The sequence below is a fragment of the Roseibium sp. MMSF_3412 genome, from assembly GCF_030733265.1.
Taxonomy (GTDB): Bacteria; Pseudomonadota; Alphaproteobacteria; order Rhizobiales; family Stappiaceae; genus Roseibium.
In genome coordinates, this window is sequence record NZ_JASHJI010000018.1 from 111,377 (window position 1) to 126,433 (window position 15,057).

16 protein-coding genes are annotated in these 15,057 nt (G+C 59.8%); 8 read left to right on the top strand and 8 right to left on the bottom strand.

Annotated elements, in window-relative coordinates; genetic code table 11:
• Positions 1–200 precede the first annotated feature (200 nt).
• Positions 201–911, top strand: coding sequence for a GntR family transcriptional regulator (locus RBB49_RS24020; protein WP_306145447.1), 711 nt, complete (start codon positions 201–203; stop codon positions 909–911).
• 36 nt (positions 912–947) lie between these two features.
• Positions 948–2,072, top strand: a complete 1,125-nt coding sequence (locus RBB49_RS24025) for a Gfo/Idh/MocA family protein (protein ID WP_306145448.1) — start codon at positions 948–950, stop codon at positions 2,070–2,072.
• Positions 2,073–2,181: 109 nt separating this feature from the next.
• Here RBB49_RS24025 and RBB49_RS24030 read toward each other — a convergent pair whose 3' ends face one another.
• On the bottom strand, positions 2,182–2,592 hold the full coding sequence (locus RBB49_RS24030; RefSeq protein WP_306145449.1) for a hypothetical protein: 411 nt from the start codon (positions 2,590–2,592) through the stop codon (positions 2,182–2,184).
• A gap of 242 nt (positions 2,593–2,834) precedes the next feature.
• Here RBB49_RS24030 and RBB49_RS24035 point away from each other — a divergent pair, with 242 nt between their 5' ends.
• A complete protein-coding gene (locus RBB49_RS24035) occupies positions 2,835–5,525 on the top strand; it encodes an SH3 domain-containing protein (RefSeq protein ID WP_306145450.1) in 2,691 nt (896 codons plus the stop codon).
• Positions 5,526–5,563: 38 nt separating this feature from the next.
• Here the strand turns inward: RBB49_RS24035 and RBB49_RS24040 are convergent, their stop codons facing one another.
• Positions 5,564–6,025: an Lrp/AsnC family transcriptional regulator gene (locus tag RBB49_RS24040; RefSeq protein ID WP_306145451.1), complete on the bottom strand. Its 462-nt coding sequence runs from the start codon at positions 6,023–6,025 to the stop codon at positions 5,564–5,566.
• 105 nt (positions 6,026–6,130) lie between these two features.
• Here RBB49_RS24040 and RBB49_RS24045 point away from each other — a divergent pair, with 105 nt between their 5' ends.
• Together RBB49_RS24045 and RBB49_RS24050 are read left to right on the top strand one after the other, a co-directional pair.
• On the top strand, positions 6,131–7,597 hold the full coding sequence (locus RBB49_RS24045; protein ID WP_306145452.1) for an aminotransferase class V-fold PLP-dependent enzyme: 1,467 nt from the start codon (positions 6,131–6,133) through the stop codon (positions 7,595–7,597).
• Between the two features lie 15 nt (positions 7,598–7,612).
• Positions 7,613–8,398 carry a class II glutamine amidotransferase gene (locus tag RBB49_RS24050; protein ID WP_306145453.1) on the top strand — a complete coding sequence of 262 codons (786 nt, stop codon included), beginning with the start codon at positions 7,613–7,615 and terminating at the stop codon, positions 8,396–8,398.
• 39 nt (positions 8,399–8,437) lie between these two features.
• Here RBB49_RS24050 and RBB49_RS24055 read toward each other — a convergent pair whose 3' ends face one another.
• The 6 genes from RBB49_RS24055 to RBB49_RS24080 form a co-directional block, all read right to left on the bottom strand.
• Positions 8,438–8,803, bottom strand: a complete 366-nt coding sequence (locus RBB49_RS24055; RefSeq protein WP_306145454.1) for an STAS/SEC14 domain-containing protein — start codon at positions 8,801–8,803, stop codon at positions 8,438–8,440.
• Positions 8,804–8,897: 94 nt separating this feature from the next.
• Positions 8,898–9,509, bottom strand: coding sequence for an HD family hydrolase (locus tag RBB49_RS24060; RefSeq protein WP_306145455.1), 612 nt, complete (start codon positions 9,507–9,509; stop codon positions 8,898–8,900).
• 49 nt (positions 9,510–9,558) lie between these two features.
• Positions 9,559–10,131, bottom strand: coding sequence for a helix-turn-helix transcriptional regulator (locus RBB49_RS24065; protein WP_306145456.1), 573 nt, complete (start codon positions 10,129–10,131; stop codon positions 9,559–9,561).
• Positions 10,132–10,182: 51 nt separating this feature from the next.
• Positions 10,183–10,593, bottom strand: coding sequence for a VOC family protein (locus tag RBB49_RS24070; RefSeq protein WP_306145457.1), 411 nt, complete (start codon positions 10,591–10,593; stop codon positions 10,183–10,185).
• Positions 10,590–10,964, bottom strand: coding sequence for a GFA family protein (locus RBB49_RS24075; RefSeq protein ID WP_306145458.1), 375 nt, complete (start codon positions 10,962–10,964; stop codon positions 10,590–10,592). Before RBB49_RS24075 ends, RBB49_RS24070 begins: the two co-directional genes overlap by 4 nt.
• A gap of 142 nt (positions 10,965–11,106) precedes the next feature.
• Positions 11,107–11,733 (bottom strand): DapH/DapD/GlmU-related protein, encoded by a 627-nt coding sequence (locus RBB49_RS24080; RefSeq protein WP_306145459.1) that lies wholly within the window; start codon positions 11,731–11,733, stop codon positions 11,107–11,109.
• 394 nt (positions 11,734–12,127) lie between these two features.
• Here RBB49_RS24080 and phnC point away from each other — a divergent pair, with 394 nt between their 5' ends.
• The 3 genes from phnC to phnE all read left to right on the top strand — a co-directional run bounded on the left by phnC (position 12,128) and on the right by phnE (position 15,056).
• Positions 12,128–12,961, top strand: coding sequence for a phosphonate ABC transporter ATP-binding protein (gene phnC / locus RBB49_RS24085; protein WP_306145460.1), 834 nt, complete (start codon positions 12,128–12,130; stop codon positions 12,959–12,961).
• 55 nt (positions 12,962–13,016) lie between these two features.
• Positions 13,017–13,934, top strand: coding sequence for a phosphonate ABC transporter substrate-binding protein (gene phnD / locus RBB49_RS24090; RefSeq protein WP_306145461.1), 918 nt, complete (start codon positions 13,017–13,019; stop codon positions 13,932–13,934).
• Between the two features lie 273 nt (positions 13,935–14,207).
• Positions 14,208–15,056 (top strand): phosphonate ABC transporter, permease protein PhnE, encoded by an 849-nt coding sequence (gene phnE / locus RBB49_RS24095; RefSeq protein WP_306145462.1) that lies wholly within the window; start codon positions 14,208–14,210, stop codon positions 15,054–15,056.
• Position 15,057: the final 1 nt, after the last annotated feature.

Sequence of the window (15,057 nt, forward strand, 5' to 3'; positions counted from 1 at the left end):
GTCCGAGCGGACACGAGCCCTAACACCTTCATTTCGATCAGCTTTGTCCGGTCGAGCCTCTTGAGGGGAGCTCTGCCGGGGATCGAACTTTCGTTTGATTTCGAACAGCTTCACTTTACCGTCGATTTATTCTTGCTTATCATCCGGTTTGATGTAAATCAATAGTGTATCAATTTTAAAAATCAGAGCCCCTGACCACCATGCAGACATCGTCGCAGACCTCGAATGCGCTGCCGCTGTATTTGCAGATCAGCGAGCTTCTGATCAGGGATATCGCAGCCGGACGGCTGATCGACGGCGAGCGTCTGCCACCCGAACGCGACATGGCGGACGAATTGGGTATTTCCATCGGCACGTTGCGCAAGGCGCTCGCCGATCTTACGGAAAAAGGCTTACTGGAGCGGATTCAGGGCTCGGGAAACTACATACGCCAGGCCGGAACGCACGAAAGCATCTACGCGATGTTCCGTCTCGAGCTCTTGTCCGGCGGCGGATTGCCGCGCGCCGACATTCTCAGCGTTGAGCGGACGCGCAAGCCGGACGACTTTCCGGCCTTTGGCACGAGCGAGGAAGGCACCCGCATTCGCCGCCTGAGATATTTGAACGACGTCATCATCGCGGTTGAGGAAATCTGGCTCGACGGCGATGCAGGTCAGGTAAAGCGCGAGCTGCTTTCGGACTCTCTTTACAGGTTCTACCAGAAACATCTCGGTTTCTGGATCGTCCGCGCCGAGGACCGCGTCACCATTGACACCGTTCCGGAGTGGGCGCCCGAACCGTTCACGCTCAAGCCAGGAACGGTCACGGGGTTCATTGAAAGGTTCAGCTGGGCGGACGGCGCAGAACCGGTGGAATATTCACGCACCTGGTTCGATACGGCCAGGGCGCACTATGTACAGCGTTTGAAATAGGCAGGTCGGAAGAAATCTGCCGAGAAGGAGACTTTTATGCCTGCGAAGGTGAGATACGGGGTTATTGGCTGCGGCATGATGGGGCAGGAACACCTGCGCAACATAGCCTTGCTGCCGGATACGGAAGTCAGCGTGATTTTCGAACCCGACGCGGAAATGGCGGCAAAGGCAGCTGAAATCACGCCAGATGCGAAACTGGTTTCGTCGGTGTCCGAATTGCTGGACGTCCCGGAACTGGACTGCATCCTGATTGCGAGCCCGAACCATTGCCATGTCCCGCAGATGCAGGAAATCCGGCAGAAGCGGCCGTTGCCGTTGCTGGTTGAAAAGCCGCTTTTCACCGATCCGAAGGAACAGGCGGAACTGGAGGCGTTCAAGGCGGCCTATCCCGCACCGATCTGGGTGGCGATGGAATACCGCTACATGCCAGCGATTGCTGCCCTGATCGATCAGGTGGAAGCGGCAACCGGTGGCATCAAGATGCTGACGATCCGCGAGCACAGGTTCCCGTTTTTGGAAAAGGTCGGTGCCTGGAACCGCTTCAACAGGTATTCGGGTGGCACCTTCGTCGAAAAGTGCTGCCATTTCTTCGACCTGATGCGCCTGATGATGAAATCCGAGCCCGTCCGTGTCATGGCCTCTGCCGGCCAGGATGCGAACCACAAGGACGAGACCTATGACGGCGAACAGCCGGATATTCTCGACAACGGTTACGTGATCGTGGATTTCGAAAACGGATCGCGCGCGCTTCTCGATCTTTGCATGTTTGCCGAAGGGTCCAGATATCAGGAAGAGGTTGTCGCGGTTGGTCCGACCGGCAAGATCGAGGCCTTCGTGCCGGGCCCCGGCCGGTTCTGGCCAGAGGATCTTGGCGAGCCGCCGGTGGCTCAGCTTGTCGTGTCGCCGCGCCGGCCGAAAGGGCCGCGCACGCTTGAGATCCCGGTCGATCCGGCGTTGCTCGATGCAGGCGACCACAATGGATCGACCTTCTACCAGCACGAGCGATTTGTGGCTGTTGTGCGCGGTGAAATCGACCTGCCGGAAGTTACGCTGGAAGACGGCCGCCGTGCGGTAGAGATGGGGCTTGCCGCGCAACAGTCGGCGCGTACGGGGCAGGTTGTGACACTGTCTTCGCCAGGCGTTTCATCGGTCGCCTGCTGAGCGGCCCGGAACCGGGCACAAAAATATCCGAAATTTGGCGGGCGTCATGCGGCTGGCGAAGCCGTGGTGAGAACGGACCGGCGCGAATACAGGCGCCGGTCCGTATTTGCTACCATTGGTTGACGGCACGCACGAGTGGGGCTGTATTCGTGCTGTAACCGTTTCGTCCGCGGCGCAAATTGAATTCCCGGATCGCGACCTTGTACTCGCGCCCGTTATGCGTGTTCTTGCACTGCTTGGTGCGCAGCGCGATATTGTCGGGCACGCCCCGGTGGTTCTGGACCAGAACGCAGAACAGGTCATAGCGGCCATTGATGGCGACTCTTTTGCGCGCACCTTGCGCGAGCACGATTTGGGTGTGGCGGCTGAAGCTGGTGTCAAAAAGCAGAAAGTTACAGTATCTCGCCTTGCCGTCAGGTGTTTGCGTGCTTTCGCAGATGAAGGTTTCGGCGGACGCGGAAGAGGGCGAAAACGCGGCGGCAAACAGCGCGAAACCCACGCCGAACAAGCTGGTTTTCAAGGCATACTTTCCTGAGAACATTGTCAAAACCTCCTAGCCTTACAGGGCTCAACGATCTGTGTCATGGTGGCGTGAGAGCAACCTAACGCCGCGCGCGTTTGTGCGCCTGTGACGCGTGACACAGGCAATGCATGCGGCGAAGGGCAGTTCTTGAAGGGTGGTTGCCGTCTCTGGAATCTCAGCCGGAAGGTGCAAATCACCCACTCGGTTCTAAAAGCATTTTCCGCCTTTGGGAGGGCCAGATGCGCAAGACTATTTCGGTAATTCTGTCTTCAGCATTGATTGTGCAGACCGTATTTGTGAATGGCGCGTTTGCCGCGCCGGCGGTAACGACCGCCAACGTTAATTTCCGGCAGGGACCGGGCACGGGTTTCGGAACGCTCGGCACCGTGCCGAACGGGACCCAGGTCGAATTGGAAAACTGCGACGACACCGGTGCCTGGTGTTCGATCAGCTACAACGGCCAGAACGGGTTTGTGAGCGGGCAGTATCTCCAGCTTTCGGAACCTGAACAGACGACCGGGTGGCCCAGGTCTTTTGAAACGGACGGCGGCGCGACCCTCGTTCTCTACCAGCCGCAATTTACCGAGTGGACCGACTTCAAGACGCTCAAGGCCCTGGTTGCTGCCGAGTATATCAAGGACAAGGAAGCCAAGCCGGTCTTCGGCGTGATCGGCGTCAGCGGCAAGACGGTGGCCGATCCGCAAAATGGTGAAGTCGCCGTTAGCGACATTCAGGTCACACAGCTGGACTTTTCCTCACTGGATCGGAGTTCTCTGACCGACCTGACGCTTCAGGTCGGCAAGATCATGCCGACCGGGACGATCACGGTGAAGGAGGACCGGATTACAGCGGGGCTGGCCGAGTACCAGCGCATGGAGGACGTCGAGGGCCTGAATGCGGAAGCCCCGCCGATTTTTGTCGAGACCGAGCCCTCGATCCTTGTCCAGACCGAAGGCGCACCGATCCTGGCACCCGTGAAGGGGGATCAGGGCCTGAGCTTCGTGGTCAACACCAACTGGGACATTATGAAGGTCGACGACACGGGAGAGTTTTTCCTGCGCGATGAAAAGTCGTGGCTCTCCACCAAGGACGTTTCCAGCGGCTGGCAGCCGGTGACGGATCTCCCGGACCTGATCAACAACCTTCCCGATGACGACAACTGGTCCGAAACCCGAGCGGCGATCCCGCCCGAACCCTTCGCCGACAACAAGCCGCCGAAAATCGTCTATTCCGACAAACCGGCGGAAATGATCGTTTTCGATGGGGAACCGAAGCTCGAGCCTGTGGGAAGCACCGATCTGGAGTGGGCGTCGAACACGGACAGCGATGTCTTTTTCCTGAAGTCTACCTCGACCTGGTACATTCTCGTGTCGGGCCGCTGGTTCAAGTCGGGGTCTCTGGACGGCCCTTGGGAGTTCACGACGCCAAGCCTGCCGTCCGAATTCCAGAACATTCCAGAAGACGCGCCTTACTATTCGGTACTGTCTTCGATCCCCGGAACTTCCGAAGCAGCACAGGCGCGCCTGAAGGCAAGCATACCGACGACTGCGCGTGTTGAGGTCGGCTCGGTGAGCGCCGACATCGCCTACGCCGGTGACCCGGAGTTTGAACCGATCGAGGGGACTTCGATGTCCTATGCGGTCAACACCAACGATCAGGTCATCCAGGTCGGCGCGAAATACTACGTCCTTCAGGATGGCGTCTGGTTCGTCGGCGACAGCCCGGAAGGCCCGTTTGTCGTGGCAACGGCTGTTCCGGACGAGATCTACACGATCCCGCCGTCGTCTCCCGTCTACAACACCACATATGTACGTGTTTATGAAACGGAACCGAATGCGGTCTGGTACGGCTACACGATGGGTTATCTGACCGGGTTCCTGGCCTGGGGCGTCTTTGTCTACGGGTCCGGCTGGTACTACCGTCCCTGGTATCGCCCCGGCATTCGCCCGATTTATTTCCCGCGTCCGGTCACCTATGGCATCGGTGCGTTCTACAACCCTGTGCGCGGCACCTTCGGCAGGTATGGCTACGCCTACGGCCCAAGGCGCGGCATCGCTGGCGGCGGCATCTACAATCCCCGAACGGGCGGATACATTCGCGGCGCGGCCATCAGCGGCCCGCGCGGCAGTGCCGGTTTCATCACCGCTTACAATCCCCGGACGGGCAATCGGATCGTGGCCGGCGGCGCACGCGGGATTTACGGCTCCTGGGGCGGTGCGGCCGTCTCCGGACCGGCCTGGTCCCGCACGCGCGACATTCAGGCGGGCGCGGCCAAACGCTGGAAGGAAGGCGGCGGCGATCTCGGACGGGTCGGAAGCCTGGACCGCAGGGGCGATGTCTTTGCCGGACGCGATGGTTCCGTCTACCGCCGCGATGGCGAGAACTGGCAGAAGTTCGAGGGCGGGCGCTGGGGCGATGTTGCCGCGCCCTCACGTGAAAACATCCAGAACCGCCTGGGTGACGTCGGTGCCGGAGCCGCAATCGGTGCCGGGGCAGGCGCGGCCATCGCCAACCGTCCGGCGGGCGACCGGATTCAGAACCGGCCCAATGCGGGGCAGGGCAACCTGCAGCGGCCCCAGAACCGTCCGGCGGGCGACAGGCCGAATGTAAACCGGCCGGCTGGAGACCGCCCTGCGGCGCAGCGTCCAAGTACGCAAAGGCCGAGTACACAAAGACCGAGTACGCAAAGGCCTGCCCAGAGACCGTCAACACGTCCGGCGCAGAACACGCGTCAGGCACCGGCGCATCTCAATCGCGACCGGAAGGCGCGGAATGCGGGCAACAAACAGGTGAACCGGAATCGCAACGTTCAGCGGAACCGTCCGCAGCAGACACGCCCGCAACGTCAGGCCCGCCCGCAGCAGGCCCGTCCGCAGCGCGGTGGTGGTGGCGGCCAGAAGAGGCGTGGCGGCGGACATCGCAGGCGCTGACCGGCGCTGTCCTGGTCACGTACCGGGATTTCGGTCTTTCAAAGCGGCAGATCGCGGGCATCCGCGATCGCCTCCATCGTCATGTAGGACGTGACCGTGTCCAGATCGACCTTCTCGATCAGGCGCTGATAGACCTTGTCGAAGGCATTCATGTCTTCCGCCACGACCTTCAGCATGTAGTCGTAGTCGCCGGCGACGCGGTAGAAATCGATGACATTCGGGATCGCCGAGACTTCGCGCCGGAAGCTTTCCAGCCAGTCCTTGGAATGATGCCGCGTGCGGATCATCACGAACACCGTCAGGTTGAGGCCCAGAAGCGCGGGGTCCAGACGGATGGTATGGCTTTTGATCAGGCCGTTTTCGTAAAGCGCCTTCAATCTGCGCCAGCACGCGTTTTGTGACAGCCCGACGATCTCTGCGAGCTCCCTCTGCGAATGACGGGCGTCTCTTTGCAGCGCGCGAAGGATCGCCCGGTCTATCTGATCGATTTTTTTATACATTTTAGATCAATTGACACAATTCTTCATATCTTTCAAAGAAAACTTGTGAAGTTTCCTCATCGGAAAAGGTCATATGATTGCGTCAGCAGAAGAATGGAGCAGCAAATGACCCACAAGACCGGAACGGCAATCGATCATTTCAGGGCCTCTTTGGAGACACCGGATGTCGTCGGAAAGCTGCGGGCAGGGCTGATCGGGGAGGGCGTCGGCATTTCCGGCCCGCTCGGCGAGCGCGAAATGATTTACGCCGACTACGTTGCGTCCGGTCGGGCACTGCGCCAGATCGAGGACTTCGTTCTGGACGAAGTGCTTCCCGTCTACGCCAACTCTCACACCGAGGCGTCCTATTGCGGCAGTGCCATGACGCGGATGCGCGAAGCCGCGCGCGCGGAAATCGCACGCATGTGCGGTGCGGACGGCTCCTACGCGACGATCTTTTGCGGTTCCGGTGCGACAGCCGGTCTCAACAGGCTGGTACATCTGCTCGGCGTGAGCGAAGCTGTCAGACGGGGAGACAGGCCCCTGGTCCTTCTCGGGCCCTATGAGCACCATTCGGACATTCTGCCCTGGCGCGAAAGCGGTGCGGAGGTCATTGAGATCGGTGAAGCCGTGACAGGCGGGCCCGATCTGGAAGACCTGGAGGCAAGGCTGCTTGCCTGCGGCAGGGACAGACTGGTTGTCGGCGCATTTTCGTTGATGTCCAACGTCACCGGGATCGTGACGGACGATCTCGCCGTAACGCGCCTTCTCAAGAAACATGGTGCCTTGAGTGTCTGGGACTGTGCCGGCTCGGGCCCGTATCTTCCGATCGACATGCGATGCGGTACGAATGCGCAAAAGGATGCTGTTGTTGTGTCTCCGCACAAGTTTCTCGGCGGTCCGGCCGCGTCCGGTGTCATGATCGTGCGCAAGGACGCCGTGACACGGGATGTGCCGGTCTTCCCGGGCGGCGGCAGTGTTCGCTTCGTTTCACCCTGGGGGCATGACTACACGGCCGACCTGTGCGCGCGCGAAGAAGCAGGGACCCCTAACGTGATCGGCGATATCCGGGCCTGCCTGGCCTTTCTGGTCAAGGAAGCCATCGGGCAGGACCTGATGGACGCCAAAAATGCCGGCTGGAGAAGCAAGGCGCTCGCGGTCTGGCAGGACAATCCGGCGATCGAGATCATGGGCAACCCGCATGCACGCCATACCCTGCCGGTCTTTTCCTTCCGGGTTCGTGATCTTGAGCGCGGCGGATACATTCACCAGCAGTTGGTGACCCGGATGCTGTCGGATGCTTACGGTGTCCAGGCGCGGGGCGGGTGTGCATGCGCCGGGCCCTACGCGCATCGCCTGCTTTCTATCGGTGCGGACGAATCGGATCGGTTGCGCCGGGGCATTCTTGCCGGGGAAGAACTGAAGAAGCCGGGATGGACTCGGCTCAATTTTTCCGTTCTGCTCACGGCCGAAAAGGCGGACAGGATCATTGCAGCGGTCGATGAACTTGCACGTGCGCCTTACCCGCTTGCTGACTGGTATGAATGTGATCAGGAAACGGCGCGTTTCAAGGCGACCAGAACCGCTGCTTGACGAGGATTAGACAACATGTGCCGATGGGCAGCCTGGAGTGGTGCACCGAGATATCTGGAAGAGGTCATTTGCGACCCGGCCCACTCGCTGATTGATCAGAGCCGGAACGCGCTGTCCTGCAAGACCGCCGTCAACGCGGACGGGTTCGGTGTCGCCTGGTATGGCGACCGGGAAACCCCCTGCTTGTACAAGGATGTAAGGCCCGCCTGGTCCGATCCGAACCTGCTTCAGATCGCGCGGCATATCCGCTCCGGACACTTTCTGGCGCACGTACGCGCTTCAACGGGAACGGCAACCACCCGTGACAACTGCCATCCTTTCACGCACGAACGCTGGGCGTTCATGCACAACGGCCAGGTCGGCGGCTACGAGAAGGTCAGGCGTCGCCTCGACAACATGATCCCGGATGACCTTTACCGGCATCGCATGGGCGGGACGGACAGCGAATGCCTGTTCCTGATAGCGCTGGCCTATGGGCTGCGCCAGCATCCGCGCGCTGCCATGGCACGTGTGGTCCATGAGGCGGAAGCCCTGTCACGCTATGCCGGGGAGACGCCCCATATGCGTTTCGCCTCCGCATGGTCGGACGGCAATACGCTTTATGCCGCGCGCTACGCGTCCGACAGGTTCCCGCCAACGCTCTACTATCGGCAATTCGATGACGGCGTGATGGTCGTTTCAGAACCGCTCGACGAAGCACCCAGCCGCTGGACGGAAGTCCCGCGCGGGCACATGATCGAGGTGAAGGATGGAAAAGTGCGGCAGGTGGCATTCCTGAGCGAGGAACAACTGGCAGACTGACGCTCCCTTGACCTGCGCTACAACACTCCGGCGCAGCCGTCAGCTTTCAATCCAGTGCCAGGCCGTTTCGATTTCTTCCCTGGAATAGTGCATCTCCTCGATGCCGACCGCCTTTGCAAACAAAGAATCGACCGCGACGAGCGCCGCAAGCACCCTGCTGTCGGCAACGATGGCGACTTTCCGCAAGTGTCCCATATGGGTCAGCATCCACTTGATATCGGAGGTCGCGGCCTCGAATGAAATGCTCACCTGATCTCCAAGCACGACCAGAATGCTGATCTTGTCATGCTCCGCGATCAGCTCTTCGGCCCTTGCGGTCAGTTCCTGTTCCTGGCTTAGCTCGAGTTTGCCGGAGATCTCGACGCCGAGAACGGGACCGTTGCTGCGCGGGAGGATCTTGTACATCTGGATCGTCCTTGAACCGGTGATAGTCTTCCAGACCCTAAAACACCCGTTTCATGCTGTTCAAGGGCACGTGGCCGAAAGGCGCTCAGCCGTTTCAGTCTTGAGCTTCGGAAAGGAGCACGCGTGTCTGGTTATCAACGACCTCCCGGATTTGCCGCGTCAGCGGAAACTGGTCCGTTCTTGATGTCCCGTAGGTCAGGTTGAAGCCGTGAAATTCGGCGCTTTGCGGCGGCATCAAATGGTGCTGCAGGATCGTTTCCAGCTTGTCGAACGCCTTCGCCAGTCTGGCCTCGGCGGTACTGGCCCCGGCATACTCGTCCCAAAGGCTGAGAAGATCCTTGGCGATGTCTTCGGCAAGACCGGCGCACAGGGTCTGGAAATCCTGCCGCTCGCGCGTTTCGCGGTCGTCACCGTCCTGCTGCAGCGGTGCCGGGATGTCGCCGGAAATCGCCTCGCCGAGATCGTGCACCACGCACAGTTTCACAAGCTTGAGCAGGTCGATCCCCTCCAGTTCCTTCTGAAACAGGAGCACCATGAGCGTCAGCCGCCAGCTGTGTTCGGCCGTGCTTTCCGGCCGTCCCTTGCGTGTCGAGCCCGAGCGGATCGTATCCTTCAGGCGTTCGGCTTCCTGAAGAAAGGTCAGGATACCTGCGAGCCTTTGCGGTTCCATCGTGTCTGCCGGGTGTTTTGAAGCGTCATCTGTCATGCCGGACATCGTAGCCGGTCGGACCGGGCCGTGCGATGGTCCGAATAATTTATGCGGGCAGGGGAGCTTCGTCCCGGACAAGACGCGCAAAACGCCCGTCCGACAGGGCGAGCCTTGAAATGCGGATCCGGCTTTCCGGGATGGTCAGTTCCGCAAATTCTGCGCGTTCCGTCAGGTAGACGATGTCAGGACCCAGCGGTTCGAACCAGCCGCTGTCCTCCAGGCCGTTCTCGGCCACCTTTATGCCCTCCGAAGCAAAGCGCCAGAGCGGCGTGTCGATGAGATCGGCAACGGAAACCCGCCAGTCCTTCGTGCGGGCCGGTGAGGCGGCAAGCAACCTGTGTGTCAGGTCGCAAACGAGATGTACCGGTGTTGCCGCCTGCGTGACAAGATCCAGCAGAGCACGGTCCGAAGCCGTTTCGGGCCGCGCGCGCAGCAGTTGCGTGATTTTTTGCCGGTCGAATGCGTCAGGTTCTGCCTGTCCGCTTTCCCAGCGCGAGATCCTGCTCTGCGAAACGCCGAGATCCCGGGCAAGGGCCTGCTGTTTGACCCTGTTGAGGACACGCCATCTCCTTAAGGAGGGGCCGAGGCTGGAGGCTAGAACGGCGGTTTCGTTGGTCATTTCGGGAGTTTACAGCGGCTTGCTTCAAAGGTGGAGTGACAATCGCAAATGTCAATCTGACTTGAAGGCCCGGCTGGAAACCTGAAGTGCGTTGCCATCCGGGTCCTTTGAATTTGAAAACTCGTATCCGTCTGCCTTGTGGATAGTGCCGAACTTGAGGCCTTTTTTCGCCGCCTGTTCGCGAAATGCGGAAACATCTCTCACATCAAAGACCAGCTTGACGGCGACCTGACCCAGTTTTTGCGCCTTCCCGGCCTTGTGGAGCAACAGGTGCACGCCACCGTTTTCCGGAACGAGTTCGGTAATCCGGTCCGTCGGTGTCGTCTGCACCTTGAAGCCGAAGAAAAACGCATAAAACGAGGCGCTGATGTCGACATCGCGCACGTACAGGATGATCCGGTTCAGCCCCGCGGACACACTGATGTTGGTGCATCCGGTTTCGGTGAAGTCGATTTCGCTCATTTCCTGAGTTCGCCCTGTGTGAACGCGATGGACGGATCGGACGAGTGCTCGATGCCTTCAATCCCGATCTCCACCCACGGATGCTTGCGATGCTCGTAGACCGAAAACCGGGGAGGGGGAAAGTCCGGGTCGGCAAACGCTCCGACCGGTATGGCGGTCACACCCGGCCACCCTTCGATGACAAAGGCAAGCGTCGACCCGCAGACCGGGCAGAAGCGATAGGTGGCGACATGGCCGCTGTCACAGTCACGGTGCCATTCGTTGAAGTCTCCGGTAAGCCGGACATTTTCATCGCGCCAGCGCGCCTGCACCCCGAAAACGCTTCCGGTCCGCTTCTGACACTCCAGGCAATGGCAGGCAGAAACCCGCACGGGCTCGCCCCTGCATTCTGCGCTGAGCTGTCCGCACCTGCATGTGGCCGTTCGTGTGCGCATATTTGTGCCTCCGTTGCGGTTTGCCGTGAAGCAAAGCACCGGCAGGCGAAGTGCACAATAGCGCTCGCGTGGAAGAGACCTATCGATATTTTTCAATAAACGCGTCGATGGGAAGTTCCCGGAAGTCGGGCAGGCGCTCCTTCAGCTGATCGTGGGACCAGTCCCACCAGCAGATATCCATCAGTGCCTGCTCCTGTTTTTCGCTGAATCGGCGCTTTATCGGCTTGGCGGCAACTCCGCCGACAACCGTATAGGGGGCAACGTCCTTGGAGACGACGGCACCTGCGGCAATGATCGCCCCGGTCCCGATCGTGACACCGGCGAGCACGGTCGCGTTGTGCCCGATCCACACATCATGCCCGATCGTTACCCAGTCATCCTTGCGCCACTGAAAAAAATCGGCATCGTCCCCGCCCAGTTCGTAGGCGGCCGCCCGGTAGGTGAAATGGTGCTGGGACGCCCGCCAGGTTGCGTGATTGCCCGGGTTGATGCGTACGCGCCGCGCGATCGAACAGAACTTTCCGATGCTCGCCCAGACCACGTCACCCTCCTGAACGATATAGGAATAGTCGTCCATCCGGCTTTCGCGCATTTCGGTCCGCGCCCCGACTTCCGTCCAGATCCCGAGTTCGCAATTCAGCACACTGGCTTCCGGATGAATATTGGGGGCTTCGGTCAGGCTGGGCATTTGGGTTGGCGCGGGCATCTGGTCTCCGTCTGGTTCGATCACTACGGGCTGTGTTTCTAGCGGGCTGAGGCGCGCTGCACGTGAATTTTTGATGACAATGCCATGACGAATTCCACAAGCTGCAAGGCAGGGACACGGCGGAAAACATCCAATGCCCGATATTGAAGCGGCGGCAAGGAAGCCGCATTGCCTCAAAAACAGGCGTCGTGCAAATGCGGCCCCAACAGACGAACGCCCGAAAGCGCAACGGAAAAAAACATTACCCGACTAAGTCATGGTTGAGGTGAATGCCTCCATGTCATTGAAAAGACATAAATACTTAGCCTGAACGTCAAAAACCTGTCATCTGACTGTAATCGACCGATGGCTCTTTCCCCCTGGCGCTAAGCAATTTAACGGACAGGGCTGTCGGGTGATTGAATTCCAGAATGTAACCAAGACTTTCGGGTCTCGGACTGCGGTCAACAAGGTCAGTTTTAACATCGACAGGCCGCAGATGGTTGGCATTATCGGCCGTTCCGGCGCGGGTAAATCGACCCTCCTTCGCATGATCAACAGGCTCACGCCGGCGACATCCGGTGAAATCCTGTTTGAAGGCAGGGACATCCTGCGTCTGAAAGGCGGGATGATGCGCCGGTGGCAGCGCGACTGCGCCATGGTGTTCCAGCAATTCAACCTTGTGCCTCGCCTCGATGTCGCGACCAACGTGATGCTCGGACGTCTGAACGGCCACGGTACGCTCAAGAGCCTGTTCAATATCTTCAGCGCCAGCGACGTCAGTGACGCGCTTGAGGCGCTCGACCGTCTCGGCATCGTCCAGGAAGCAACCAAACGCGCCGAGGAACTGTCCGGCGGCCAGCAGCAGCGCGTCGCAATTGCCCGCGCATTGATGCAAAACCCGCACATGATCCTCGCCGACGAACCGATAGCGTCGCTTGATCCGATGAACGCGAAAATCGTCATGGACGCCCTGCGCGAGATCCACGAGCGCGACAACAAGGTGGTGATCTGCAACCTGCACACGCTCGACACCGCGCGCAGCTATTGCGACCGCGTGATCGGTATGCGCGACGGTTTCATCGTTTTCGACGGGAAACCGGAAGAGCTCACCACGAGCGCAGCCCGCGAGATCTACGGCGCGGACGAAAGCTTCAACGAGGCAGCCACATCCACTGCCATCGATGCCGGACATTCTGGCGCAAAAGAATCCGCCGGTGCGATGACCCCGGCGGCGGCAGCGGTTTGAACCGCCTGCGCACCTCAAAACGTCATCGGTTTCAGACTCTCGGGGAGTGTCCCAAATGAAAATCGTATCCAAAGTTGCCGCGCTTGCCGCTGTCAGCATGATCGCCCTGAACGCTTCGGTCGCAGGCGCAGAAGAAATCACCGAATTCCGCATCGGCATTCTCGGCGGTGAAAACGCATCCGACCGCCTGCGCGCCTATGAGTGCCTGGAAGAAAAGACCGCTGATCTGCTGGGCGTTCCGGTCAAGCTCTTCGCCCCGGCCGACTACAACGGTGTGATCGAAGGCCTGCTCGGCGGCAACCTCGATCTCGCATGGCTCGGTGCGTCCAGCTACGCCAAGGTTCACCTGACTGATCCGGAAGCCGTTGACCCGGTTCTGGTCAAGGTCAATGTTGACGGCGGCTACGGCTACTACTCCATCGGTTTTGCCCGCAACGACAGCGAAATCAATTCGCTGGAAGACATGAAGGGCAAGGTCTTCGGTTTTGGTGATCCGAACTCCACATCCGGTTACCTGATCCCGTCCATTGCCATCCCTCAGGAAGGTTACTCGATGGAAGCCGGAGACTATTTCGGCGACGTCGTCTTCACCGGCGGTCACGAGCAGACCATCGTTGCCGTTTCCAACGGTGACATCGATGCAGGTGTGACCTGGGCCGACGGTCTTGGCGAGTGGGAAGACGGTTACAACTCCGGTGCTTTGCGCAAGGCGTCCGACGCCGGCCTCGTCGACATGACCGAACTGCGCCAGATCTGGCAGTCCCCGGTGATCCCGGAAGGCCCGATTGTTCTGTCCAAGAAGCTGCCGGAAGACGTCAAGATCAAGATGACCGGCCTGATCGCCTCCCTGAACTCCATCGATCCGGACTGCGCCTACAACATCGCAGCTGGTGAGACCAAAGGCTTCATGCCGATCACGCACGAAGCTTATGTGAACATCGTTGAAGCCCGTAAGGCCAAGAACAAGAACTAAGGTTCACCCGAACCAGGACACGGGCCGGTTGCCGGCCCGTGTTCGCCTGGTGCAAGGCGTTGATTGCAGTTCAGCTTCAAAAGCAAAGCACGGGGCCGAGTTCCAGTGCTCACCGGGCTGTCGTGTCAACCGCCACTCTTGTGCCTGCGTTTACCGGATCTCTGTTGCAGTCTTCGCTCGCGAATGCGCGTGGAGGCTGACGAGACCAGGACCGCCCTGCGCGGCACAGTGCTGCCGACATGCCAGAATTCATCCACAGAAGGCTCCTAGAACATGGCTGTTGCCGCTCTCGAACAGGAAATCCTGATACTGCGCAAACGCCGCCAGCTCTACTCGCTGATCGGGCTGCTGCTTGTCGTTGCAGTGCTTGTTTCCGGTTTCTCGAAATCGAACGAGATGAATTCCGGCGGTTTCCTTCAAGGGCTTTCAAAGTTCTTCGATTATCCAGGCGAAATTGTTGCCGAAGCCTGGCAGGCCGGTCCGGCGTTTTTCGGTCTCATACTGACCTTTCTCCCGGCGATGCTGGAGACACTGAACATAGCCGCGGTTGCGACGCTTCTGGGAGGTGCGATGGCGGTCGTGCTTGCCATGGCGTCGACGCGCAACGTTGACAGCTGGGGACCTCTCATCCCGGTCGTCCGCCGTATCATGGACATCACAAGGGCGTTTCCGGAGCTGATCATCGCTCTGTTCCTGATTTTCGTTCTCGGCTCCAGCCCCGTTCCGGCAATGATCGCGGTTGCGGTCCACACGGCGGGCGCGTTGGGCAAGCTCTTTTCCGAGGTCAATGAAAACATTGATCGCAAGCCGATCGAGGGGTTGTCGGCCTGTGGTGCCAGCTGGCTGCAGCGCATCCGCTACGCCGTGATGCCTCAGGTCGCCCCGAACTATCTGAGTTATTTTCTGCTGCGTCTTGAAATCAACGTTCGCGCCTCTGCCATTCTCGGCTTCGTCGGCGCGGGCGGTATCGGGCAGGAACTGCGCCGGACAATCGGCTGGGGTCAGGGCGCAGGGGACGAAACGGCTGCAATCTTCGTGCTGCTGTTCTGCACCATCATGATGATTGACCAGGTCTCGTCCTACCTGCGTGGCAAACTCGTCGGCTCCGGCCGGGCGCATTGAG

Coding starts and splice junctions, on each gene's coding strand:
- RBB49_RS24020 (WP_306145447.1), top strand. CDS start 201: ATGCAGACATCGTCGCAGACCTCGAATGCGCTGCCGCTGTATTTGCAG.
- RBB49_RS24025 (WP_306145448.1), top strand. CDS start 948: ATGCCTGCGAAGGTGAGATACGGGGTTATTGGCTGCGGCATGATGGGG.
- RBB49_RS24035 (WP_306145450.1), top strand. CDS start 2,835: ATGCGCAAGACTATTTCGGTAATTCTGTCTTCAGCATTGATTGTGCAG.
- RBB49_RS24040 (WP_306145451.1), bottom strand. CDS start 6,025: ATGTATAAAAAAATCGATCAGATAGACCGGGCGATCCTTCGCGCGCTG.
- RBB49_RS24045 (WP_306145452.1), top strand. CDS start 6,131: ATGACCCACAAGACCGGAACGGCAATCGATCATTTCAGGGCCTCTTTG.
- RBB49_RS24050 (WP_306145453.1), top strand. CDS start 7,613: ATGTGCCGATGGGCAGCCTGGAGTGGTGCACCGAGATATCTGGAAGAG.
- RBB49_RS24055 (WP_306145454.1), bottom strand. CDS start 8,803: ATGTACAAGATCCTCCCGCGCAGCAACGGTCCCGTTCTCGGCGTCGAG.
- RBB49_RS24060 (WP_306145455.1), bottom strand. CDS start 9,509: ATGACAGATGACGCTTCAAAACACCCGGCAGACACGATGGAACCGCAA.
- RBB49_RS24065 (WP_306145456.1), bottom strand. CDS start 10,131: ATGACCAACGAAACCGCCGTTCTAGCCTCCAGCCTCGGCCCCTCCTTA.
- RBB49_RS24070 (WP_306145457.1), bottom strand. CDS start 10,593: ATGAGCGAAATCGACTTCACCGAAACCGGATGCACCAACATCAGTGTG.
- RBB49_RS24080 (WP_306145459.1), bottom strand. CDS start 11,733: ATGCCCGCGCCAACCCAAATGCCCAGCCTGACCGAAGCCCCCAATATT.
- phnD (WP_306145461.1), top strand. CDS start 13,017: ATGAAAATCGTATCCAAAGTTGCCGCGCTTGCCGCTGTCAGCATGATC.
- phnE (WP_306145462.1), top strand. CDS start 14,208: ATGGCTGTTGCCGCTCTCGAACAGGAAATCCTGATACTGCGCAAACGC.